This window comes from Streptomyces sp. NPDC096324 (genome assembly GCF_044763015.1).
In the GTDB taxonomy this organism is placed as follows: domain Bacteria; phylum Actinomycetota; class Actinomycetes; order Streptomycetales; family Streptomycetaceae; genus Streptomyces.
The window spans coordinates 416,555-438,318 of record NZ_JBIWFK010000004.1 but is presented as its reverse complement, the minus strand read 5'-3'; the positions used below and the strand labels follow the sequence as shown (position 1 = coordinate 438,318).

Genomic DNA, 21,764 nt, shown 5'->3' with positions numbered 1-21,764 from the left:
CGCCGGGCCCCGTCGCCGCGGCTCAGCGGTGGCCGCTCACGCGCCCCTGGAGGAGCCGGGACAGCGCCGCGTGGACGTCGTCCAGGGAGCGCTCCGGCTGGAAGGCCTGCCAGTCCAGGGCGGCCACCAGGACCATCCCGACCAGCGCCGCCGCCGTCAGCGGAATGTCGATCTCGTCGCTGAGCTCCCCGCCCGCCACTCCGTCGCGCAGGACGCCCTCGACGACCGCCACCGCCTGCTGCCGCACCACCATCAGGGTGGACTGCCAGGCGCGGTTGGTGCGCCAGAGCTCCGCCACGTAGAGCTGCGTGAACGCGGGATAGCGGTTGATGAAGACGAGCCCGGCCCGGATCATCGCGTCCAGCGCGTCGACCTTGCTGCCGCCGTCCCGCTCGGTCTTCTCCGCCGCCTCCCGCAGCGACGCGGTGAGGAGCCCGACGCCATGGCGCAGCAGCTCCTCGAAGAGGACCGACTTGCTCGCGAAGTTGTAGTAGACCGTGCCCTTCGCGACTCCGGCCCGCTCGGCGATCTCGTCCACCGTGGTGGCGGAGAAGCCCTGTTCGGCGATCAGGGTGACGGCCGCCTCGTAGAGCTTCTGCCGGGTCGCCTCGCGGCGGCTTCCGCCGCCCGCCGTGGTGCTGCTGCTTTCCATGGCACCGATTGTCACAGGAGCACCCGCGCGCGTGGTCACAGGCTCAGCTCCGGGTGCAGCCGGTCGAGGGTCCACACCTGCTTGCGGCGGGCCGTCAGGGCGGTGAGCGCGAGCGCGCCCACCGTGAAGGCGGTCAGCACGGCGCACGCGGTCCGTACGGGCTCCAGGCCGCCGCCGGTGATGAGCCTGCGGAGCGCCTCGACGACGTAACTCATCGGCAGGAAGGGGTGGATCGCGTTGAAGAAGGCCGGACTGGTCTGGACGGGGTACGTGCCGCCCGCCGAGGTGAGCTGGAGCATCAGGAAGGCCAGGACGAGGATCCGGCCGGCGGCTCCGAAGCGGGCGTTCAGCCACTGCACGATCGCCGCGAAGCAGGCCGTGACCAGGAACAGGAAGCCGACCGTCCCCGCCGCCCGCGCCATCTGGAGGCCGATCGCCCAGTGCAGCACCGCCATCAGGGCGGCCGTCTGCAGGACGCCGACGACGGCGACCGGAAGCCAGCCCGCCAGCGCGATGCGCCACGCCGAGGCGCCCGCCGCGAGCGCGCGCCGGTTCAGCGGCTGGATCAGCATGTACGCAACCATCGCGCCGACCCACAGGGACAGCGGGATGAAGTAGGGGGCGAAACCGGTGCCGTAGTTGGGCGCCTTGTGCAGATCCCGGGAGGCCATGCGCACCGGGTCGGCCATGACCTCGGTGCGCAGGTCGCGGTCGGACTTGTCGTAGTCGGGGACCTGCTCGGCGCCGTCGTGCAGACCGCCCGCCAGCTTCCCGGAGCCGCCGACGAGCTTGTACAGGCCGCCGTCGAGGTCGCCCGCGCCGGTCTCCAGCCGGCCGACGCCCTTGTCGAGGGTCGCCGCGCCGGTCTTCGCGGTGCCGAGCCCGGAGTGCAGCCGCTTCGCGCCCCGGGCGACCGCGGTGGCGCCCTCGTTCAGCTTGTCGATCTTGGAGACGGTGTCGTCGAGGTCCTCGGAGAGATGCGGCGCCCGGCCGGCGAGGGCGCGGGCCTGCTTCTCCAGGGTGGCCAGGTTCTTGTCCAGCTCGACGAGGTCGCCGTCCTGGTCGTCGATCAGCGTGTTGACGTCCTCGGCGACCGCGACGACGTCCGCGGCGGCCTCCGTGGCCTTCGTCAGCTCGGGGCACGCCGGGTCGGGGACCGGCAGGGCCTCGCACCGCGCGTGGTGGACGGTGTTCAGGGCGTCGGAGGCGGCGCGCGCGCCCTTGGCCGCGGCCGGGGCGGTCTTCACCAGGGTGCCGAGGTTGTGCCGGATCCCCGCGGCGGAGTCGGCGACCAGTTCGGCCGTGTCGCCGATCGACTTCTCGTTGTCCTCCAGGAAGGGGCCCACCTTGTCCGCGACCCCGTCGACCTTGCCGGCCAGCGCCCGGGTGCCCTCCGCGACCTGCTGCGAACCGTCCTCCAGGTCGCCCGCGCCCGTGGTGAGTTTCCTGAGCCCCCCGGAGAGCTTCCCGCTGCCCTTCTGGGCCTCCTTCAGACCGTCCGCGAGATCCTTGGAGCCCTTCTTCGCCCTGCCGATGCCGCTGCTGAGCCGGTCGGCGCCGTCGGCGGCCTCGACGGTCTTCCCGTGGATGTCCGAGAACGAGATGAAGATCTTGTCGAGGAACGAACGCGAGGCCTTCGTGGAGGCGGCCGTCCGGACCTCGCTGAACACGGTGCGGGAGATCTGCCCGACGATGTAGTTGTTCGCGTCGTTGGTCCGCACCTGGAGCGCGCTGGTCTCGGGCGAGGTCCCGGAACTGGACGCGATCCTCCTGCTGAAGTCGCCCGGCATGGTCAGCGACAGGTAGTACGTGCCGTCCTCCACGCCCCGGCGGGCCTCGGCCGAGCTCACCTCGTGCCACTCGAAGGTGTCACTGTCGCGCAGCCCCTCGGTGATGGTGTCCCCGACGGCGACCCTGCGGCCGTCGGCCCTCGCTCCCTCGTCGTCGTTCACCAGCGCCACGGGGATGCGGTCGAGACGGCCGTACGGGTCCCAGAACGACCACAGGTACAGGGCGCCGTACAGCAGGGGCAACAGCAGGAGCGCGACCAGGGCGGCACGCGGGAGCTTGCCCCGGCCGAAGCGGCGGAGTTCGAGAAAGGCCAGTTCAGGCGATCGCATCGGCCGTCTCCTTGTCGCGGTTCGGGCTGTCGCTGTCGCTGTCGCTGTCGCTGTCGCTGGTGGTGGCGGTGGCCGTGTCCGCGTCCGCTTCGGAGGCGGTCTCGGAGGCGGTGTCCGCGGGGGTGGTGGTGCCGGTGTCGGCGCCCGGGGTCTCCTCGGCGGTGGTCCTCGCCGTGGCGGCCGGTGCGGTGGTCACGACGACGGCACCCTCGGGAGCCTCGCTGCACACCGCGACGACCGTCGTGCCGGACTCGGCGAGCGACGCCAACAGGGCCCAGGCCTCCGACCGTTCGGCGTCCGAGAGCTTGAGGTCGGTGTCGTCGACGCCGAGCAGTCGCGGACGGCCGATCAGGGCCAGCGCGAGCGACAGCCGCAGTGTCTCGAGCCGTTCCAGATCGCGTACGGCGGTCCTCGTGCCCTTGGGCAGTGTGTCCGGGTCGAGCCCGGCGGCGGCCAGCGCGGCACCGATCCGCGCCTCGGTCTCACTCACCCGCTCGCCGCGAGGCCGCAGCAGACCGCGCAGCGATCCCCCGAACCGCCGCTGCAACAGGGCCCGTTCCCGCAGGTGCTCCCCGACGGTCAGCGCGGGGTCGAGGTCCGTGACGCCGGGCACGTGCGCGAGCGCGCTGGTCCGGCGCACCGCGGCCATCTGCTTCGGCAGCTTCGAGGGACCCACGGCCGCCGTCCCCTCGGTGGCCTTCATCCGCCCCGTGAGGGCGAGCAGCAGGCAGGTGCGGCCGGAGCCCGACGGCCCCTCGATCGCGACGAGCGCTCCTGGCTCCGCGTCGAGACGGACCCCGCGGAAAACCCATCCGCGGGGTCCTTCGAGGCCGAAGTCCTCGGCCGTGACACGCAGTCCGTACGGACCGTCCACAGCTCCCCCATCCTGTGGAACCCCTACGAACCACTTTTGAACTGACTGGTCAGTGCAAAAACTAACCCGAACTGTCGATCGAAGCAAAGCCGCAGGTCAGAACGGATTGTCAGTGGCATACCGCACGATGGGCACATACGGCCACAGTGCCGTCACACGACGACAGGAGGTTCGTCATGGCCAGCTCGTCCGCAGCCGCCGCCCGCCGGCGCCGCGCCACCGGCCCTGCCCCCTCACTGACCGGACCGGCGGGGGACGTCCACCCCGTGCTCCGCCGGGCCACGGCCCCGCCCGCCGCCCTCGACCTGCTCTCCCAGGCCCGCGCCGGACTTGACGAGGCGACGGCCCTGGAGACGCCCAACGAGCGTTACGCGACGGCCCACTTGGCCGCGCTGCGCACCGCCGCCGCCGTCCTCGCCGCCCGGGTCCACCCGGAGCCCGCGTCCCGGCGCAGAGCCCGGATCCGCAGCGCCTGGGAAGTCCTCCCGGAGATCGCTCCCGAACTGACCGAGTGGAGCGCGCTGTTCGCCTCCGGGGCCACCCGTCGTGCCCGCGCGGAGGCCGGCATCCAGGGGGCGGCCAGCACCCGCGACGCCGACGACCTGATACGCGACGTCCACATGTTCCTGCGCCTGGTCGAGCGGATGCTGTCGCTGCAGCCCGTGCTGCCCCAGCCCCGCCAGGACGGAGACCAGAACCCTGACCGGGACCGGCTGGACGGGACGGGCAGGGTGGACGGGGAGGTGCCGGACGCGGGGTGACCGGTGGGGACTTCGGGCGGACCGGTGGGGACTTCGGCGGACCGCGGGGCGATCCACCGTGCGCTCATCCGCCCACTCCTCGCGTGATCCGGCGCGCGTGAGACGGAGGACCGGCCACGGTGGCGGAGGCAATAGGGTGGAGGCGCCTGCTGCCTCCCCGCCGGGAGGCCCGAACTTCGCTCCGCCGTTCATGAGGCGGTGCCGCGCCGAGGAGTCAACTGCCGTGTCGGACCCGATGCGCCCCCGCGCTTCTCTCCGTACAGCCGTCGTCTGGGAGGTCCTCAAGGACGCCCTGGACCGTCAGGTCAAGGCCGCCGGGCGGGAGTCGCTCGACGTACTCGACACGGGCGGCGGCAGCGGCAACTTCGCCGTGCCCGTGGCCCGCCTCGGTCACCGCGTCACCGTCGTCGACCCCAGCCCGAACGCGCTGTTCGCGCTGGAGCGCCGTGCCGCCGAGGCCGGTGTCGCCGACCGCGTGCAGGGCGTCCAGGGCGATGCCCACGGCCTCTTCGACGTGGTCGAGCGCGGCCGCTACGACGCCGTGCTGTGCCACGGCGTCCTTGAGTACGTGGACGACCCGGCCGAGGGCGTCCGCAACGTCGTGGACGCGCTGCGCCCCGAGGGCGTGCTCAGCCTCCTCGCCGCGGGCCTGGGCGGTGCCGTGCTGGCCCGTGCCCTCGCCGGGCACTTCAAGGAGGCCCGGCACGCGCTCGACGACCCGGACGGACGCTGGGGCGAGAGTGATCCCGTTCCGCACCGGTTCACCGCGGAGCAGCTCACCTCGCTGGTCGCGGGCGCCGGTCTGCACGTCGCCTCCGTGCACGGTGTCCGGGTCTTCGCGGACCTCGTGCCGGGGGTCCTGGTGGACACCGAGCCGGGAGCCCTGGAGGCACTGCTGAAGCTGGAGGCGGCGGCGGCCGAGCTCACCGCGTTCCACTCCGTGGCCACACAGCTCCATGTGCTGGGTGAGGCCCGAGGGGCCACCGAGGGCTGAGGGGCCCCCGCGGTGCGCCGCTGATCAGGGGCTTGGCGGCAGATGGAGTACGCCACAGACCACCCGATCGAGTGCGCGGCGCCGTATGATCGGGGGAGACCGTCCGGCATGACGGACCGTTCGCTGGGGAATGCACGCCTCAGCGCATCGGGGCGCCATGAAGGGTTCCGGTCGGCGAATTGGCGTAGAGGGCGGGTTTCACGGGGCCGATTCCCTGCCTATCCTGAAGGGGACCCCCGGTCGCCCCGGCGACTGCACGATGAGGAGGACTCCGTGCCGCTCTCGGAGCACGAGCAGCGAATGCTCGAGCAGATGGAGCGAGCGCTGTACGCCGAAGATCCCAAGTTCGCGACAGCGCTTGAGGGAAGCGGGCTGCGTACGTACACCCGGCGACGGGTCTACCAGGCGGTCGCGGGCTTCCTGGTGGGTATCGCGCTCCTCATGGCTGGAATGGTCGCGGTTCAGATCTGGCTGAGCGTGGTGGGCTTCCTCGTCATGCTGGGCTGTGCGGTGCTCGCCGTCACCGGTTGGCGCAAAGCCCCCAAGCCGGGTGAGCAGCCGACCGTTCCGGGTTCGTCCGCCGCTCGTCGGCAGGGGCGACAACGCCGTTCCATGATGGACCGGATCGAACAGCGCTGGCAGCGTCGTCGCGACGAGCAGGGCGGCCACTGAGCCTTCGGCGTCGTCCGCGGACATACGCGTGAGGGGGCGTCCACCCGGATCCGGGTGGACGCCCCCTCACGCGTGCGCCGTGCGCCCCTGCGGGGCCGGCGGCGGCCCCTGCCCCGACGGTCCGCCTCCCCGGTGACCCGGGAACCACGGTCCGCCTCCCCGGTGACCGGGAACCACGTTCCGAGGCACCCGGCACCGGTGGCTGTGCCCACCCGTCCCGCCCTGCAGGACGCCTGCCCACAGCGGGGTGTGGCCCGGCCCAGGCTGCGGGACGCCTGCCCACAGCCGGGCCGGGCCGGGCGGGGGCGTCAGGTGTTCTGGCCGGTCGGGTGGGGGCGGCGGGTTTTCAGGTTCGTCCAGGCGGCCGAGGCCATCCAGATCACCCGGACGGCCGAACGGGGGACGAAGAGAGCGCGAAGCCGCGCGGGACGGCTCGCGGACGTCCAGAAGGACCTCTCGACCCGGCGCGCGTCGTCGGCGAGGCCCGCCACCGGCCGGGGGTGCGGAGCGTAGAGAACCTGCTCCACGGCCGCGGCCAGCCGGTGCACCGCCGCCGCGGCCTCCGGATCCAGTTCCCCGAGCCCGGCGATCCGCTCGGCCGCCTTTCTCGGCGTCTGCGACTCCGTCGGCCCGATCCCGTAGTCCCACGCCGTATCGGTCGCCTCCGACCAGGCCCCCAGCGTGTGCGCCGCCACGTCCGCCTCGGTGCGGCCGTGACCGCCGAGCCGGACCGCCCGCACCCGCATCCGCCACAGCATGGGCGACAGCAGCAGGCCCATGAGCAGGAGGCCGGCCAGCGACAGGAGGAGGAACGTCGTCCAGGGCCAGTCGTCGTCCTCCGGGCCGAGCGCCGTCGCCGCGGACTGACCTGGGCAGGCCGCCAGCTTCCGGAGCTGCGGCGAGCAGCTCTCGCTCGCCGACGGCTCCGCCGAGGGCGCCGCGGACGTCGAGAACGTCGGCTTCGGAGCCGCGGACTCGATCTCGCCCGGCGTGTTCGTCTGGGTGTACGAGGGCACCGAACCCCGGCTCGGGGTCGGCTCGAAGCGGGTCCAGCCCACGCCCTCGAAGTACAACTCGGGCCAGGCGTGCGCGTCCCGCAGTCCGACCGCCATCGAACCGTCGGCCTGCGGGGTGCCCGACGTGAAGCCGACCGCGACGCGGGCCGGAATCCCGAGGGTGCGCGCCATCGAGGCCATCGCGAAGGAGAAGTGGACGCAGAAGCCCTCCTTCGCCTTCAGGAAGTTCGCGATCGCGGTGGATCCGCTGCCGGCCTGCACCTGGGTGTTGTAACGGAAGTCGCCGCTGACCGCGAAGTAGTCCTGGAGCTTGACCGCCTGCTCGTAGTGGTTGGCCGAGCCCGCGGTGACCTTGCGGGCCGTCTTCGCCACGATCGCGGGCAGCGACTCCGGAACCTTGGTGTACTCGCGCTTCATCGAGGGCGAGGCCTCCGGGGCGCTCGCGAGCTGCTGCGCCGTCGGCTCCACCATCAGGCTGGTGACCTCGTACCGCGCGCCACGCGTGTTCTGTCCGTGGTCGCCGACGAGGGTGCGCCCCACGGGTTCGTACCGCCAGCTCCCCTTGACGTCCACCTTGCTGGCCGGATACGGCATCGGCAGCCAGTCCTGCGCGTACCAGTCGGCGGCCGCGATCTGTGTCCGGATCGTCGCGCGCTTGACCTCTCCGGACAGACCGATCGGCGACGGGAACGTCTTCGGAACGTCCACGATGTGCCGCTGCGCCGGCTTCCACGCTGTGCCGTCGAAGTCGTCCAGCGAGACGATCCGCAGATACAGGTTCTGTGTGTCCCCGGTGTTCGTGCGGTACGTCATGACCGTGCGGTCCTCGTCCACGTTCAGGCTGTCGCGAAGCGAGACCAGCGGGTTCACCGCGGCGATCGTGCCGCCGCCTCCGGTGCCGTTGCCGATGCCGCGGCCCGCGCCGTCCAGCAGACCGCCGTCGAGCGAGGGCAGCGCGAACGGCACGAACAGGGCGGCGAGCAGCGCGACCGCCCCGATCCGCCGCCCGAAGCGGACGCGCGCGACGACACCGCTCGCGGACTCCGGGCCGGGTGCCCGGCCCGCTCCGCCGAAGACGCGGCCCCACTGGGAGAGCCGGTCCCGGCCCTCGGCCAGCAGCAGCATCAGATAGCCGGCGGCCGCGAGCAGGAACCACAGCCATGCCGCGCCGCCGCCGGACAGGCCCGCGGCGACCGAGTACAGGGCGAGCAGCGGAAGGCCGGCGGGCGCGGCGCTGCGGTAGGTCACCGCGAGGGTGTCCACCGCGAGCCCGATCACCAGGACACCGCCGACCACCATCAGCCGGATCCCGTCCGAGAGCGGAGCGGGGATGGAGTATCTGCCGACGTCGTCGGCGCCCGCCTGGAGCAGTGCCGAGAAGTGCTGGAAGGCCTCGGGGCCGGGGACGATCCCGGCGAGGGCCTGGCCCCGGGCGAAGACCAGCGTCAGCATCATCAGCGTCACCAGGGCCTGTGCCGCCACGGTCAGCGGCCGGGCCAGCGGGACCCGCCGGGTCAGCGCGCCGACACCGGTCTGCACGGCCAGCAGGAACGCCGCCTGGAAGATCCATGTCGCCGGGCTCACCAGCGGCAGCAGCGCGAACGACGTCATCAGTGTGGCCGCCGCCGCGTACAGCGCCAGCCTGGCCCGCCCGCTCATGCGCCACCCCCCGCGGTAGTCCCCGTCGACGCCGCGTACGTGCGCCGGCGGTCCGCCTCGCGCCACAGGTCGGCGAGCGACGCCCCCCGCGGCACCGTCACGGCGGTCCAGCCCGCCTCGCGCAGCAGGCGCAGCGGGTCCGTGCCCTCGTCCAACGGGCCGGGCACCTCGGTCGGTTCCCGGACCCATGACTCGCTGTCGAGCAGGAACGCGACGGCCCCGCCGCTGCGCTGGCGCATCTTGCCGAGCACGCTCGCCTGCTCCTCGTCGAGATCGCCGAGGAAGGCGATCAGCATTCCTTCGTTGCCGCCGCGCAGCACCTCGTAGGCGCGGGAAAGGCCCGTGCCGTCCGAGTGGTCGACGACGGCGAGCGTGTCCATCATCATCCCGGCCGCGTCCGCCGACTCGTGGCTCGCGCCCGCGAACCCGTCGGCGCCCTCGCCGGGCACCGAGCTGCCGGTGTCCGTCAGAAGGCGCACCGAGAAGCCCCGTTCGAGCATGTGCAGCAGCGTCGAGGCCGCTCCCGAGACGGCCCACTCGAAGGCCGAGTCGGGGCCCGCGCCCTGGAAGGCGATGCCCCGGGTGTCCAGCAGCACGGTGCAGCGGGAGCGCTGGGGCTGTTCCTCGCGGCGGACCATCAGCTCGCCGTAGCGGGCGGTCAGCCGCCAGTGCACACGGCGCAGGTCGTCGCCGTGGCGGTACCCGCGCGGAATGATGTCGTCCTCGCCGGCCAGGGCGAGAGAGCGCTGCCGCCCGTCGCCGTACCCCTTCGCCTCACCGGTCAGCCGCACCGGTGGCAGCGCCTCCACGCGCGGTATGACGGTCAGGGTGTCGTACGCCGAGAAGGAGCGGGTCAGCTCGCACATCCCGAAGGCGTCGGTCAGCCGCAGTTGCAGCGGGCCCAGCGGATAGCGGCCGCGCAGGTCCGAGCGCACGCGGTAGGACACCTCGCGGCGGCCGCCCGCCTCGACCCGGTCCAGCACGAAGCGGGGGCGCGGACCGAGGACGTAGGGCACCCTGTCCTGGAGCATCAGCAGACCCGTGGGCAGCCGCGAGATGTTGTCCATGCGCAGATGCACGCGGGCCTCGGAGCCCGCGGGCACCCGCCCGGGCGAGAGCCTGCGGCTGCCCGAGACCCGGTAGCGGGTGCGGTACAGGGCGGCCGCGCAGACCAGCGGCAGCACCGCGAGGAGCAGGCCGACCCGGAGCAGCTCGCTCTGCCCGAGGACGTACGCGCAGATCGCGGCGGCCACTCCCGCGGCCAGGAACGAGCGGCCGCGCGTGGTGAGACCGGCGAGCGCGGTGCGCAGCCCGCCCTTGTCCTCGGCGGTGTGGTCCGCGCTCGCCTGTGTCATCACAGCCTCCGGGGCGGCTGCTGACCGTACGTGGGCGCGCCCCGGCCCATCGAGAGGCCGGACTGCTGGGGAGCGGCGGGCACCGGGGTGCGCTGGATGATCTCCTGGACGACCTGCTCGGACGTGCGGCGGTTCAACTGCGCCTGCGCCGTGGGCAGCAGGCGGTGGGCCAGGACCGCGACGGCCAGGGCCTGCACGTCGTCCGGCAGCGCGTACTCCCGGCCGCTGAGCGCCGCGGACGCCTTCGCCGCGCGCAGCAGATGCAGCGTGGCGCGCGGTGAGGCGCCGAGTCTGAGGTCGGGGTGGGTGCGCGTGGCCGCCACCAGGTCCACCGCGTAGCGGCGCACCGGGTCGGCGACATGGACCGTGCGGACCGCGTCGATCAGCTTCACGATGTCGTGCGCGTGGGCGACCGGCTGGAGGTCGTCCAGCGGGCTCACGCCGCCGTGGATGTCCAGCATCTGCAGTTCGGCTTCCGCGCTGGGGTAGCCGATGGAGACACGGGCCATGAAGCGGTCGCGCTGGGCCTCCGGCAGAGGGTAGGTGCCCTCCATCTCGACCGGGTTCTGGGTGGCCACCACCATGAACGGGCTGGGCAGTTCGTAGGTCTGCCCGTCGATGGTGACCTGGCGCTCCTCCATCGACTCCAGGAGCGCGGACTGCGTCTTGGGCGAGGCGCGGTTGATCTCGTCGCCGATCACGATCTGCGCGAAGATCGCACCCGGCTTGAACTCGAAGTCCCGGCGCTGCTGGTCCCAGATGGACACACCCGTGATGTCCGAGGGCAGCAGGTCGGGCGTGAACTGGATGCGCCGCACCGAACAGTCGATGGAACGCGCCAGCGTCTTGGCGAGCATGGTCTTGCCGACGCCGGGGACATCCTCGATCAGAAGATGGCCCTCGGCCAGCAGCACGGTCAGCGAAAGCCGTACGACCTCAGGCTTGCCTTCGATCACTCCTTCCACCGAACTGCGGACACGCTCCGCAGTGGCGGTCAGATCCGTCAGGCTCGCACGATCGTCATAGGTCGTCACCCCGGCCCTCCTAGGCCCTTCGGGCCGACGCCCTGTGCGGACCGGCCCACCCCGAAACACGGGCACCACGCGCGAAAGGTTCCGCGTGACGCCACACCCGCATTCTTGTTGCCGTTACCGGTTCGTGTCATCCGCCTGTGGACAAGTGGCCGCGATATGTCAGTTCTTACGGCTCTTTGGGCACCGGACGGCCGGGGTTTTTTGTGCAGAGAGGGTCCCACGAGCTGCGGAGGGCCGGCGACCGGGGTCGGGGTGGGACAGGTCAGGAGGGGTCGATCTCCCGCAGCAGGCCGGTCGTGACGTCGAAGACGAAGCCGCGCACGTCGTCGGTGTGCACCAGGAAAGGGGAGGTGCGCACGCGCTGCATCGACTGCCGTACGTCCTGGTCGACGTCCCGGAAGGCCTCGACCGCCCACGCGGGGCGCTGGCCGACCTCCATCTCCAGGTCGTGCCGGAACTCCTCCGTGAGGGATTCCAGGCCGCAGCCGGTGTGGTGGATGAGGGCCACGCTGCGGGTGCCGAGGGCGCGCTGGCTGATCGTGAGGGAGCGGATCACGTCGTCGGTGACCACGCCGCCCGCGTTGCGGATGGTGTGGCAGTCGCCCAGCTTCAGGCCGAGCGCGGCGTGCAGGTCCAGGCGGGCGTCCATGCACGCGACGACGGCGACCCGCTGGACGGGGCGGGCGTCCATCCCCGGGTCGGCGAAGGCGGCCGCGTATTTCCCGTTCGCGTCCACGAGGCGGTCGGTGACCGAGCGCTCCGTGTCTATGGCGTCTTCGGGTTCGGTGGGAACGGATGCGGAAGTCGTCATACCTGCGACGTTACTGGTCACGCATGGGCGAGGCCTGTTGTGAGAGGGGACAAAGAATGTCATCGCGGCTTGTTGTGAGGTAATCCACACGGGCGGTGACGGCCTGCCCGTTCGGGTGATTCTTCCGGATCCGTGGCTTCGGTCCCAGCGCCGTCCGCGACGCGCATGCCGGTTGGTTGACCGCGAGACACCGTGGACTAAAGTGACGCGAAGCGGGAGGCGAGGCTCTCCCCACTGCACTGTTTTCCCCAGGAGACCCGGCGACTTTCCGGAGTTTCCCCGCGTGCGCGGCGCGTACGTACGGCTCGGCCTCCTCCCGCTCCCGGTCGGCCGACGCCCTTCATCCGGCGACGGCGGGCCTCCCCTTCCCGAGCGGGTGGGGACCCGGCGGTGCGTAGGGCCGCGCCGGACCTGAGAGGGCCCGGAATGAAAGGGCGCGAAGCGCTTCCCGACGAGGGTGACAGCGGGCGACCGGAGGGGCAGAGCCGACACGTCCCGGTCATGCTCGACCGGTGCCTGGACATGCTGGCCCCGGCCCTCACCGAGCCGGGAGCCGTGGTCGTCGACTGCACACTCGGACTCGGCGGCCACAGCGAGGCACTGCTGACCCGGTTCCCCGGAGTGCGGCTCGTCGCCCTGGACCGGGACAAGGAGGCGCTGCGCCTCTCCGGGGAGCGGCTCGCCCCCTACGGCACCCGCGCCGACCTGGTGCACGCGGTCTACGACGAACTCCCCGACGTGCTCGACCGCCTCGGTGTCCCGCGCGTCCAGGGCGTGTTGTTCGACCTCGGCGTCTCCTCCATGCAACTCGACGAGGCCGACCGGGGATTCGCCTACTCCCAGGACGCCCCGCTCGACATGCGCATGGACCAGACGACCGGCATGAGCGCCGCCGAGGTCCTCAACACCTACCCGCCGGGCGAACTGGTGCGGATCCTGCGGGCGTACGGCGAGGAGAAGCAGGCCAAACGGATCGTCTCCGCGATCGTGCGCGAGCGCGAGAAGAAGCCCTTCACCAACAGCGCGCGGCTCGTCGAACTCATCCGGGACGCGCTGCCCCAGGCGGCCAAGCGCACCGGCGGCAACCCCGCCAAGCGCACCTTCCAGGCGCTGCGCATCGAGGTCAACGGCGAACTGAGTGTCCTGGAGCGGGCGATTCCCGCGGCCGTGAAGGCGCTCGCCGTCGGCGGCCGGATCGCCGTTCTGTCGTACCACTCGCTGGAGGACCGGCTGGTCAAGCAGGTGTTCGCGGCGGGCGCCGCCAACACCGCGCCGCCCGGACTGCCGGTCGTCCCCGAGCGCTACCAGCCCCGGCTCAAGCTCCTCACCCGCGGTGCCGAACTTCCCACCGAGGAGGAGGTCGCCGAGAACCGGCGGGCCGCTCCCGCCCGGCTGCGGGGAGCGGAGCGCATCCGCGAGGAATCCGCCGAGTAGGCGCGGGGAGAAGGAGAGGCCGTGAGGCGGAAACCCGGACCCGAGCGACGCCCCGGGCCCGTTTCCCGGACCCGCCGGAGGGCGGGGACCGGGCACCGGGACCCGCGGCGGCTCGCCGAGGCCGGGAACCGAACCGGCGGCGGTTTCGTGAGTAGGGGAACCGGACCCATGGAGCGGCCGTGAAGGCGGCACACCAGAGCCACAGGGAGGGCGCGTGAGCGGCAGACCCGAACTCAGGGGGCGGGCCGCCCGGCTCGCGCGGCTCCTTCCGGCCGGGGCCGGACAGGCCGCCCGCACCCCCTTCGTCCTTCTGGTGGTCCTTCTCCTCGGCGGCGGCCTCATCGGGCTCCTCGTGCTGAACTCGGCGCTCAGCGAAGGCGCGTTCCGCCTCGACGACCTCCAGAAGGAGACCAAGAGCCTCACCGACGAGGAACAGGCCCTCCAGCGGGACGTGGACGCCTACTCGGCCCCCGACGCCCTCCAGCGCCGCGCCCGCGAACTCGGCATGGTCCCCGGCGGCGACCCGGCCTTCCTCGGCCCCGACGGCACCGTCAAGGGTGTTCCCGGAGCCGCCGGCTCCGCCGCGCGTTCCCCGATGGTCCCGCCGCCCGAGGTCCTCGCCCCGGCCCGCACCCCGAGCCGGCCCGCGGCGCGCGGCGCGACACCGTCCTCCGGCTCGCGGCAGCCCTCCGCGGGAGCCTCCAAACAGCCCTCCACGACCCCTGGCAGGTGACGGAAGTGTCCGACAGGGAACCGCCGCGCCGCCGCGTGCCCGGCCCCGCCAGACCCCCACGCCCGGCGGTCCGGAGCCGCCCGGGGCCGGGCGCCCGCCCCGGCCGCCGCCCGGCGGCCGCGAACCGTTCCGACGGCCCGCGGCTCATCCGCCTCGGCAGCCCGCGCCCCCGCCTGCGCATGGTCGGCCTCGCCCTGACGCTGGTGATGATCGCGTTCGTCGTGCGGTTGCTGCAGGTGCAGGCCGTGGACGCGGGCACCTACGCGGCCAAGGCCGAGCAGAACCGGTACGTCGGGCGCACCCTGGCCGCCGAGCGTGGCGGGATCACCGACCGCGACGGCGTCGAACTCGCGACGAGCGTGGACGCGTACGACATCACCGCGGACCCGACGATGTTCACGCGCGAGGCCACCGAGGTGGGGGACGCCCCCGAACAGGCCGCGGCCCTCCTCGGCCCGATCATCGACCAGGACGTCGACACCGTCGCCAGGAAGCTGCGGACGAAGAACACCCGCTACGTCCTCCTCGCGCACCGCCGCACCCCCCAGGTCTGGCAGCAGATCAAGGACCTCAAGAGCACACTCGGGACCAAGGCGGAGACCGACCGGAACACGGTCAACGTCCTCGCGGGCGTCCTCGCGGTACCGGCCAGCAAGCGCGTGTACCCGAACGGCGACCTGGCCGCCGGGATACTGGGCTGGGTCAACGCCGACGGCAAGGGCGGCGGCGGTGTCGAGCAGCAGTTGAACAAGCAGCTCACCGGCAAGGACGGCAAGATCCGCTACGCGCAGTCCGGGGGCCGTCAGGTGCCGACCGTGGGCTCCACCGAGACGCCGGCCGTGGCCGGTTCCGACGTCGAGCTCACCATCGACCGGGACATCCAGTGGGCCGCGCAGGACGCCATCACCGAGCAGGTGAAGAAGTCCGGGGCGGACCGCGGCTACGTGATAGTGCAGGACACGAGGACCGGCCAGATCCTCGCCATGGCCAACGCGCCCGGCTTCGACCCCAACGACCTCACCCAGGCCAACGCTGCGGCCATGGGCAACGCGGCCCTCCAGGACGCGTACGAGCCCGGCTCCACCGCCAAGCTGATGTCGATGGCCGCCGTCCTCCAGGAGAACGTGGCGACCCCCGCGACGCATGTCGTCGTGCCCAACCGGCTGCACCGCGGCGACCGGCTCTTCCAGGACGACGTCGACCACAAGACCTGGAACCTCACGCTCAACGGCGTGCTCGCCATGTCCAGCAACATCGGCACCATCCTGGCGACCGGCCAGCTCGGCAAGACCCAGAAACAGGCCAACCAGGTCCTGTACTCGTATCTGCGCAAGTTCGGCATCGGCAGCCCCACCGGGCTCGGTTTCCCCGGCGAGACGGCGGGCATCCTCGCGCCCGCCGACAAGTGGTCGACCTCGCAGCAGTACACGATTCCTTTCGGCCAGGGCGTGTCGATCAACGCGATGCAGGCGGCCTCCGTCTACTCGACGATCGCCAACGGCGGCGTCCGCGTCGAGCCGACCCTGGTGCGCGGCACGAAGGGGCCCGACGGCCGCTTCACACCCGCCGCCGAGCCGAAGAAGACCCGGGTCGTGAGCGAGAAGACGGCGAAGACACTCGCCCAGATGCTGGAGTCCGTGGTGGACGACAAGCAGGGCACCGGCATCAAGGCGCGCATCCCCGGGTACCGGGTCGCGGGCAAGACCGGTACGGCCAACCGCGTGGATCCGGCCACCGGGAAATACCACGGCTACACCTCCTCGTTCGCGGGCTTCGCCCCCGCCGACAAGCCCCGCGTCACCGTCTACTGCGCGATCCAGAACGCCACGAAGGGCAGCTACTACGGCGGCCAGATCTGCGGACCCGTCTTCAAGCAGGTGATGGAGTTCGCCCTGAAGACCCTTCAGGTCCCGCCCACCGGCGCGCACGCGGCCCGGCTGCCCGTCGACTACACGCCGTGACCGCCCCCGACCGCACGCCGTGATCAGCAATCCCGCACAACGGACCAGGAACCACTCGTGACAACGATCACCCCGGACCCCGGGAACCAGCGCCCCCCGCGCACCCCGTCCGCGCCCTCGCTTCGCCCCGGCGGGGGTGAGCCCGGTACGCTCACCGCCGTGCCACAAGCTGATCAGTCCCAAACCACCCAGAAGGGCGTCCCTGTGACATATCCGGGGCCGCCGCGTCCGGTTCACGTCTCCGCCATCCCCGTCGCGGAGCTGGCCGATCAGCTGGGTGCCGAGAAGCCGGAGAGCGACGTCGGGGTCACGGGCATCACCCATGACTCCCGGGCGGTGCGACCCGGCGACGTGTACGCCGCACTGCCGGGCGCCCGTCTGCACGGCGCCGACTTCGTGACCCAGGCGGCCGGCCTCGGCGCCGTCGCGGTGATGACCGACCCGACCGGCGCCGGCCGCGCCGCGGCCACCGGCCTGCCGGTCCTCGTCGTCGAGGACCCCCGGGGATCGATGGGCGAGCTCGCGGCCACCATCTACGGCCACCCGGGGCGCGATCTCCTCCAGATCGGCATCACGGGCACCTCGGGCAAGACCACGACGGCCTACCTCGTCGAGGGCGGCCTGAAGACGGTCCGCTCCACCGGCCTGATCGGCACGGTCGAGACGCGCATCGGCGACGAGCGCATCAAGTCCGAGCGCACCACACCCGAGGCCACCGACCTCCAGGCCCTGTTCGCCGTCATGCGCGAGCGCGGGGTCGACTCGGTCGCCATGGAGGTCTCCAGCCACGCGCTGGTCCTCGGCCGCGTCGACGGCTGCGTCTTCGACGTCGCCGTCTTCAACAACCTCAGCCCGGAACACATGGAGTTCCACACGGGCATGGAGGACTACTTCCAGGCCAAGGCCCAGCTCTTCACGGCCAGGCGCAGCCGCCTCGGCGTCGTGAACCTCGACGACGAGTACGGCCGCAGGCTCGCGGGGGAGGCCACCGTCCCCGTCGTCACCTTCTCCGCCGAGGGCCACCCGGACGCCGACTGGCGCGCCGAGGAGGTCGAAGTCGGCCCGATGGACTCGACGTTCACCGCGGTCGGCCCCAAGGGCGAGCGGATCACCGCCCGCTCGCCGCTCGCCGGCCCCTTCAACGTGGCGAACACGCTCGCCGCGATCGTCGCCCTCACGGCCGCCGGGATCGACCCGCAGACCGCGGCCGACGGAATCGCCGCCGTCCCCGGGGTCCCGGGCCGGCTGGAGCGCGTGGACGAGGGCCAGCCGTACCTCGCCGTCGTCGACTACGCCCACAAGACGGACGCCGTCGAATCCGTCCTGCGCGCCCTGCGCAAGGTCACCGAGGGCCGGCTGCACGTGGTGCTCGGCTGCGGCGGCGACCGGGACAGGACGAAGCGCATGCCGATGGGCGCGGCCGTGGCCCGGCTCGCCGACACCGCCGTCCTCACCTCCGACAACCCCCGCTCCGAGGACCCGCTCGCGATCCTCGCCACGATGCTCGCGGGTGCCGCGGAGGTGCCGGCCCACGAGCGGGGCGAGGTCCAGGTCTTCGAGGACCGGGCCGCCGCCATCGCCGCGGCCGTCGCGCGCGCAAAGCCGGGGGACACCGTGCTGATCGCCGGCAAGGGCCACGAGCAGGGCCAGGACATCGCCGGGGTGGTGCGTCCCTTCGACGACCGCCAGGTGCTCCGCGAAGCTATCCAGCAGACCCAGGGATGAACTTGTGATCGCCCTCTCCCTCGCCGAGATCGCAGCAGTCGTCGGCGGGCAGACGTACGACATACCGGATCCGGAGCTACAGGTCACCGGACCGGTCGTCAGGGACTCCCGTGAAGTGGAGTCCGGCAGCCTCTTCGTCGCCTTCGTCGGCGAACGCGTGGACGGCCACGACTACGCCGGGGCGGTGATCGAGGCCGGCGCGGCCGCCGTCCTGGCGTCCCGCCCCGTCGGCGTGCCCGCCATCGTCGTCGACGACGTGCAGACGGCCCTCGGCGCCCTCGCCCGCCATGTCGTCGAACGGCTCGGCGCGACCCTCGTGGCCCTCACCGGCTCCGCGGGCAAGACCAGCACCAAGGACCTGATCGCCCAGGTGCTGCGGAGCAAGGCGCCGACCGTCTTCACCCCCGGCTCCCTCAACAACGAGATCGGACTGCCGCTCACCGCGCTCAGCGCCACCGAGGAGACGAAGTTCCTCGTGCTGGAGATGGGCGCCCGCGGCATCGGCCACATCCGCTACCTGACGGAGCTCACCCCGCCGAGGATCGGTCTCGTCCTCAACGTCGGCACCGCCCACATCGGCGAGTTCGGCGGCCGCGAACAGATCGCGCAAGCAAAGGGCGAGCTCGTCGAGAGCCTCCCCGAGGACGGCGCCGCGATCCTCAACGCGGACGACCCCCTCGTACGCGCCATGGCGTCCCGCACGAAGGCGCGCGTGATCCTCTTCGGAGAGTCCGGCGAAGCGGACGTACGGGCCGAGAACGTCCGGCTCACGGACAGCGGACAGCCTTCCTTCAGCCTTCGCACACCCTCCGGGTGCAGTGATGTGACCATGCGCCTGTACGGTGAGCACCACGTGTCGAACGCGCTCGCCGCGGCCGCCGTCGCCCATGAGCTGGGCATGTCCGCAGACGAGATCGCCCGCGCGCTCTCCGAGGCGGGCTCCCTCTCCCGCTGGCGGATGGAGGTCACCGAGCGTCCGGACGGCGTGACGGTCGTCAACGACGCCTACAACGCGAACCCCGAGTCCATGCGGGCCGCCCTGCGCGCGCTCGCTGCGATGGGCACAGCCCGTCAGGCACAAGGGGGTCGTACGTGGGCGGTGCTCGGTCAGATGGCCGAGCTCGGGGACGAGGCGCTCGCCGAGCACGACGCGGTCGGACGGCTTGCCGTCCGGCTCAATGTCGGCAAGCTCGTCGCGGTCGGGGGCAGGGAAGCGTCCTGGCTGCAACTGGGCGCATATAACGAGGGTTCGTGGGGTGAGGAGTCGGTGCACGTGTCCGACGCACAGGCGGCTGTCGACCTGTTGCGCAGCGAGCTGCGCCCAGGGGACGTCGTGCTCGTGAAGGCGTCCAGGTCCGTCGGGCTGGAACGGGTGGCGCTCGCGCTGCTCGCCGACGGTACCGAGGGTGAGGTTTCCGCCCGATGATGAAGCAGATCCTCTTCGCGGGAGTCCTCGGTCTGTTCCTGACCCTGGCCGGCACTCCGCTGCTGATCAAGCTGCTGGCCCGCAAGGGCTACGGCCAGTACATCCGCGACGACGGCCCGCGCGAGCACGCCAGCAAGCGCGGTACGCCGACCATGGGTGGTATCGCCTTCATCCTGGCGACGATCGCCGCGTACTTCCTGAGCAAGGTCATCACCGGTTACCCGCCCACCTATTCGGGTCTGCTGGTTCTCGGCCTGATGTTCGGCATGGGCATGGTCGGCTTCCTGGACGACTACATCAAGATCGTCAAGCGGCGTTCGCTCGGTCTGCGGGCCAAGGCGAAGATGGCCGGACAGCTCATCGTCGGCATCAGTTTCGCGGTGCTGGCCCTGATGTTCGCCGACAACCGCGGAAACACCCCGGCCTCCACCAAGCTGTCGTTCATCACCGACTTCGGCTGGAAGCTCGGCCCGGTGCTGTTCGTCATCTGGGCGCTGTTCATGATCCTCGCGATGTCGAACGGCGTGAACCTGACCGACGGTCTGGACGGTCTGGCCACCGGCGCCTCCGTCCTCGTCTTCGGCGCCTACACGTTCATCGGGGTCTGGCAGTTCCAGGAGTCGTGCGCCAACGCGACGACCCTGACCAACCCGGGCGCCTGCTACGAGGTGCGCGATCCGCTCGACCTGGCCGTGGTGGCCTCCGCCCTGATGGGTGCCTGCCTGGGCTTCCTGTGGTGGAACACGTCGCCCGCCAAGATCTTCATGGGCGACACGGGTTCGCTCGCCCTCGGCGGTGTCCTCACCGGCCTGGCCATCCTCTCCCGCACCGAGCTGCTGGTGGCCATCATGGGCGGCCTGTTCGTCCTCATCACCATGTCGGTGGTCATCCAGGTCGGCTCCTTCAAGCTGACCGGGAAGCGCGTCTTCCGCATGGCCCCGCTCCAGCACCACTTCGAACTCAAGGGCTGGTCCGAAGTCCTTGTGGTGGTCCGATTCTGGATCATCCAGGGCATCTGCGTGATCGTCGGACTCGGCCTCTTCTACGCAGGATGGGCAGCCAAGAAGTGACCAACTGGCAGGGAAAGCACGTCACCGTCGCCGGCCTCGGCGTCTCGGGCATCCCGGCGGCCAAGGTCCTGCACGGCCTCGGCGCGCTCGTCACCGTCGTCAACGACGGCGACGACGACCGGGCGCGCGCGCAGGCCGCGGACCTCGAGGCACTCGGCGTCACCGTGCGCCTCGGTGACGGCGCGACCCTGCCCGAGGGCACCGAGCTCATCGTGACCGCGCCCGGCTGGCAGCCGGACAAGCCGCTGTTCACCGCGGCCGCCGCGGCGGGCGTCCCGGTCTGGGGCGACGTCGAACTCGCCTGGCGGCTGCGGGAACTGGACGGCAGGAAGCCGGCCCCCTGGCTCGCGGTCACCGGCACCAACGGCAAGACCACCACGGTCCAGATGCTCGCCTCCATCCTGAAGGCGGCCGGCCTGCGCACCGCGGCCGTCGGCAACATCGGCGTCTCGCTCCTCGACGCCGTCCTCGGCGAGGAGGAGTACGACGTCCTCGCCGTCGAACTCTCCAGCTACCAGCTCCACTGGGCGCCCTCGCTGCGCGCCCACTCCGGGACCGTGCTGAACCTCGCGCCCGACCATCTCGACTGGCACGGCTCCATGGAGGCGTACGCCGCCGACAAGGGCCGTATCTACGAGGGCAATCGGGTCGCCTGCGTCTACAACGTGGCCGACAAGGCCACCGAGGACCTGGTGCGCGCCGCGGACGTCGAGGAGGGCTGCCGCGCCGTCGGCTTCACCCTCGGGGCTCCGGGGCCCTCCCAACTCGGCGTCGTGGACGGCATCCTGGTCGACCGCGCCTTCGTCGAGAACCGGCAGAAGAACGCCCAGGAGCTGGCGGAGGTCTCCGACGTCACTCCGCCAGCCCCGCACAACGTCGCCAACGCCCTTGCCGCGGCGGCCCTCGCGCGCGCCTTCGGGGTGCCTCCCAAGGCCGTACGGGACGGACTGCGGGCCTTCACGCCGGACGCGCACCGCATCGCGCACGTCGCCGACGTGGACGGGGTCGCCTACGTCGACGACTCCAAGGCCACCAACACGCATGCCGCGGAAGCCTCCTTGGCCGCCTACGAGTCGATCGTGTGGATCGCCGGAGGGCTCGCCAAGGGCGCGACCTTCGACGAGCTCGTCGCCCGGTCGGCGAAGCGGCTGAGGGGCGTCGTCCTGATCGGCGCGGACCGCGCGCTGATCCGCGAAGCCCTGGCGCGACACGCCCCCGAGGTACCGGTCGTCGACCTCGGCCGGACCGACACTGGGGCGATGCTCGCGGCTGTCCAGGAGGCCAGGAGGCTCGCCGAGCCCGGGGACACGGTGCTGCTGGCCCCGGCCTGCGCGTCCATGGACATGTTCGCCAACTACAACAAGCGCGGTGACGCGTTCGCGGAGGCGGTCCGCGAACTCGGCGCCTGACCCGGTTGCCTGGCCGGGCGGACCTGGGAGGGACGGACACGTGACATCGCTGTGGACC

17 protein-coding genes are annotated in these 21,764 nt (G+C 71.9%); 10 read left to right on the top strand and 7 right to left on the bottom strand.

Going from position 1 to position 21,764, the window contains the following annotated elements; genetic code table 11:
• Positions 1-22 precede the first annotated feature (22 nt).
• The 3 genes from ACIQ7M_RS12685 to ACIQ7M_RS12675 are packed head-to-tail and all read right to left on the bottom strand — an operon-like array spanning position 23 to position 3,646.
• Positions 23-652 carry a TetR/AcrR family transcriptional regulator gene (locus ACIQ7M_RS12685; RefSeq protein WP_355775069.1) on the bottom strand — a complete coding sequence of 210 codons (630 nt, stop codon included), beginning with the start codon at positions 650-652 and terminating at the stop codon, positions 23-25.
• A gap of 35 nt (positions 653-687) precedes the next feature.
• On the bottom strand, positions 688-2,772 hold the full coding sequence (locus tag ACIQ7M_RS12680) for a YhgE/Pip family protein (protein ID WP_403642961.1): 2,085 nt from the start codon (positions 2,770-2,772) through the stop codon (positions 688-690).
• Positions 2,759-3,646: an ATP-binding cassette domain-containing protein gene (locus tag ACIQ7M_RS12675; RefSeq protein WP_403642958.1), complete on the bottom strand. Its 888-nt coding sequence runs from the start codon at positions 3,644-3,646 to the stop codon at positions 2,759-2,761. The genes ACIQ7M_RS12680 and ACIQ7M_RS12675 overlap by 14 nt, the downstream gene beginning before the upstream one ends.
• A 176-nt stretch (positions 3,647-3,822) precedes the next feature.
• Between ACIQ7M_RS12675 and ACIQ7M_RS12670 the strand changes: the two genes are divergently transcribed.
• From ACIQ7M_RS12670 to ACIQ7M_RS12660, 3 genes are all read left to right on the top strand, one after another.
• Complete coding sequence (locus ACIQ7M_RS12670) at positions 3,823-4,407, top strand: SAV_6107 family HEPN domain-containing protein (protein WP_403642955.1); 585 nt, start codon at positions 3,823-3,825, stop codon at positions 4,405-4,407.
• A gap of 223 nt (positions 4,408-4,630) precedes the next feature.
• Positions 4,631-5,401 carry a methyltransferase gene (locus ACIQ7M_RS12665; protein ID WP_355775080.1) on the top strand — a complete coding sequence of 257 codons (771 nt, stop codon included), beginning with the start codon at positions 4,631-4,633 and terminating at the stop codon, positions 5,399-5,401.
• Positions 5,402-5,674: 273 nt separating this feature from the next.
• Positions 5,675-6,073 carry a DUF3040 domain-containing protein gene (locus ACIQ7M_RS12660; RefSeq protein ID WP_355775083.1) on the top strand — a complete coding sequence of 133 codons (399 nt, stop codon included), beginning with the start codon at positions 5,675-5,677 and terminating at the stop codon, positions 6,071-6,073.
• Between the two features lie 308 nt (positions 6,074-6,381).
• Here the strand turns inward: ACIQ7M_RS12660 and ACIQ7M_RS12655 are convergent, their stop codons facing one another.
• The 4 genes from ACIQ7M_RS12655 to ACIQ7M_RS12640 form a co-directional block, all read right to left on the bottom strand.
• Positions 6,382-8,748 (bottom strand): transglutaminaseTgpA domain-containing protein, encoded by a 2,367-nt coding sequence (locus ACIQ7M_RS12655; protein WP_403642951.1) that lies wholly within the window; start codon positions 8,746-8,748, stop codon positions 6,382-6,384.
• Positions 8,745-10,103, bottom strand: a complete 1,359-nt coding sequence (locus tag ACIQ7M_RS12650) for a DUF58 domain-containing protein (protein WP_403642948.1) — start codon at positions 10,101-10,103, stop codon at positions 8,745-8,747. Before ACIQ7M_RS12650 ends, ACIQ7M_RS12655 begins: the two co-directional genes overlap by 4 nt.
• The gene (locus ACIQ7M_RS12645) at positions 10,103-11,137 is read right to left on the bottom strand and encodes an AAA family ATPase (protein ID WP_403642945.1); all 1,035 of its coding nucleotides are present in this window, start codon (positions 11,135-11,137) and stop codon (positions 10,103-10,105) included. Before ACIQ7M_RS12645 ends, ACIQ7M_RS12650 begins: the two co-directional genes overlap by 1 nt.
• Positions 11,138-11,399: 262 nt before the next feature.
• Positions 11,400-11,948, bottom strand: coding sequence for a carbonic anhydrase (locus ACIQ7M_RS12640; protein WP_355767770.1), 549 nt, complete (start codon positions 11,946-11,948; stop codon positions 11,400-11,402).
• A gap of 426 nt (positions 11,949-12,374) precedes the next feature.
• On the opposite strand from ACIQ7M_RS12640, the gene rsmH reads away from it, so the two are divergent.
• The 7 genes from rsmH to murD all read left to right on the top strand — a co-directional run bounded on the left by rsmH (position 12,375) and on the right by murD (position 21,706).
• Positions 12,375-13,382 (top strand): 16S rRNA (cytosine(1402)-N(4))-methyltransferase RsmH, encoded by a 1,008-nt coding sequence (gene rsmH / locus ACIQ7M_RS12635; protein WP_403642942.1) that lies wholly within the window; start codon positions 12,375-12,377, stop codon positions 13,380-13,382.
• A gap of 214 nt (positions 13,383-13,596) precedes the next feature.
• Positions 13,597-14,115: a septum formation initiator family protein gene (locus tag ACIQ7M_RS12630; RefSeq protein ID WP_355767765.1), complete on the top strand. Its 519-nt coding sequence runs from the start codon at positions 13,597-13,599 to the stop codon at positions 14,113-14,115.
• A 5-nt stretch (positions 14,116-14,120) separates the two neighbouring features.
• A complete protein-coding gene (locus tag ACIQ7M_RS12625; protein ID WP_403642938.1) occupies positions 14,121-16,076 on the top strand; it encodes a peptidoglycan D,D-transpeptidase FtsI family protein in 1,956 nt (651 codons plus the stop codon).
• A gap of 57 nt (positions 16,077-16,133) precedes the next feature.
• Positions 16,134-17,801, top strand: coding sequence for a UDP-N-acetylmuramoyl-L-alanyl-D-glutamate--2,6-diaminopimelate ligase (locus ACIQ7M_RS12620; protein ID WP_403642935.1), 1,668 nt, complete (start codon positions 16,134-16,136; stop codon positions 17,799-17,801).
• A 4-nt stretch (positions 17,802-17,805) separates the two neighbouring features.
• Positions 17,806-19,227 carry a UDP-N-acetylmuramoyl-tripeptide--D-alanyl-D-alanine ligase gene (murF, locus tag ACIQ7M_RS12615; RefSeq protein ID WP_355767757.1) on the top strand — a complete coding sequence of 474 codons (1,422 nt, stop codon included), beginning with the start codon at positions 17,806-17,808 and terminating at the stop codon, positions 19,225-19,227.
• Positions 19,227-20,297 (top strand): phospho-N-acetylmuramoyl-pentapeptide-transferase, encoded by a 1,071-nt coding sequence (gene mraY / locus ACIQ7M_RS12610; RefSeq protein WP_355767781.1) that lies wholly within the window; start codon positions 19,227-19,229, stop codon positions 20,295-20,297. The genes murF and mraY overlap by 1 nt, the downstream gene beginning before the upstream one ends.
• Positions 20,279-21,706: a UDP-N-acetylmuramoyl-L-alanine--D-glutamate ligase gene (murD, locus tag ACIQ7M_RS12605; RefSeq protein WP_355767755.1), complete on the top strand. Its 1,428-nt coding sequence runs from the start codon at positions 20,279-20,281 to the stop codon at positions 21,704-21,706. The genes mraY and murD overlap by 19 nt, the downstream gene beginning before the upstream one ends.
• The last annotated feature ends 58 nt before the right edge of the window (positions 21,707-21,764 follow it).

Bases quoted from the DNA above. Each gene is read 5' to 3' on its own strand.
- ACIQ7M_RS12670 (WP_403642955.1), top strand. From the start codon at position 3,823: ATGGCCAGCTCGTCCGCAGCCGCCGCCCGCCGGCGCCGCGCCACCGGC.
- ACIQ7M_RS12655 (WP_403642951.1), bottom strand. From the start codon at position 8,748: ATGAGCGGGCGGGCCAGGCTGGCGCTGTACGCGGCGGCGGCCACACTG.
- ACIQ7M_RS12640 (WP_355767770.1), bottom strand. From the start codon at position 11,948: ATGACGACTTCCGCATCCGTTCCCACCGAACCCGAAGACGCCATAGAC.
- ACIQ7M_RS12685 (WP_355775069.1), bottom strand. From the start codon at position 652: ATGGAAAGCAGCAGCACCACGGCGGGCGGCGGAAGCCGCCGCGAGGCG.
- rsmH (WP_403642942.1), top strand. From the start codon at position 12,375: ATGAAAGGGCGCGAAGCGCTTCCCGACGAGGGTGACAGCGGGCGACCG.
- ACIQ7M_RS12650 (WP_403642948.1), bottom strand. From the start codon at position 10,103: ATGACACAGGCGAGCGCGGACCACACCGCCGAGGACAAGGGCGGGCTG.
- mraY (WP_355767781.1), top strand. From the start codon at position 19,227: ATGAAGCAGATCCTCTTCGCGGGAGTCCTCGGTCTGTTCCTGACCCTG.
- murD (WP_355767755.1), top strand. From the start codon at position 20,279: ATGGGCAGCCAAGAAGTGACCAACTGGCAGGGAAAGCACGTCACCGTC.
- ACIQ7M_RS12680 (WP_403642961.1), bottom strand. From the start codon at position 2,772: ATGCGATCGCCTGAACTGGCCTTTCTCGAACTCCGCCGCTTCGGCCGG.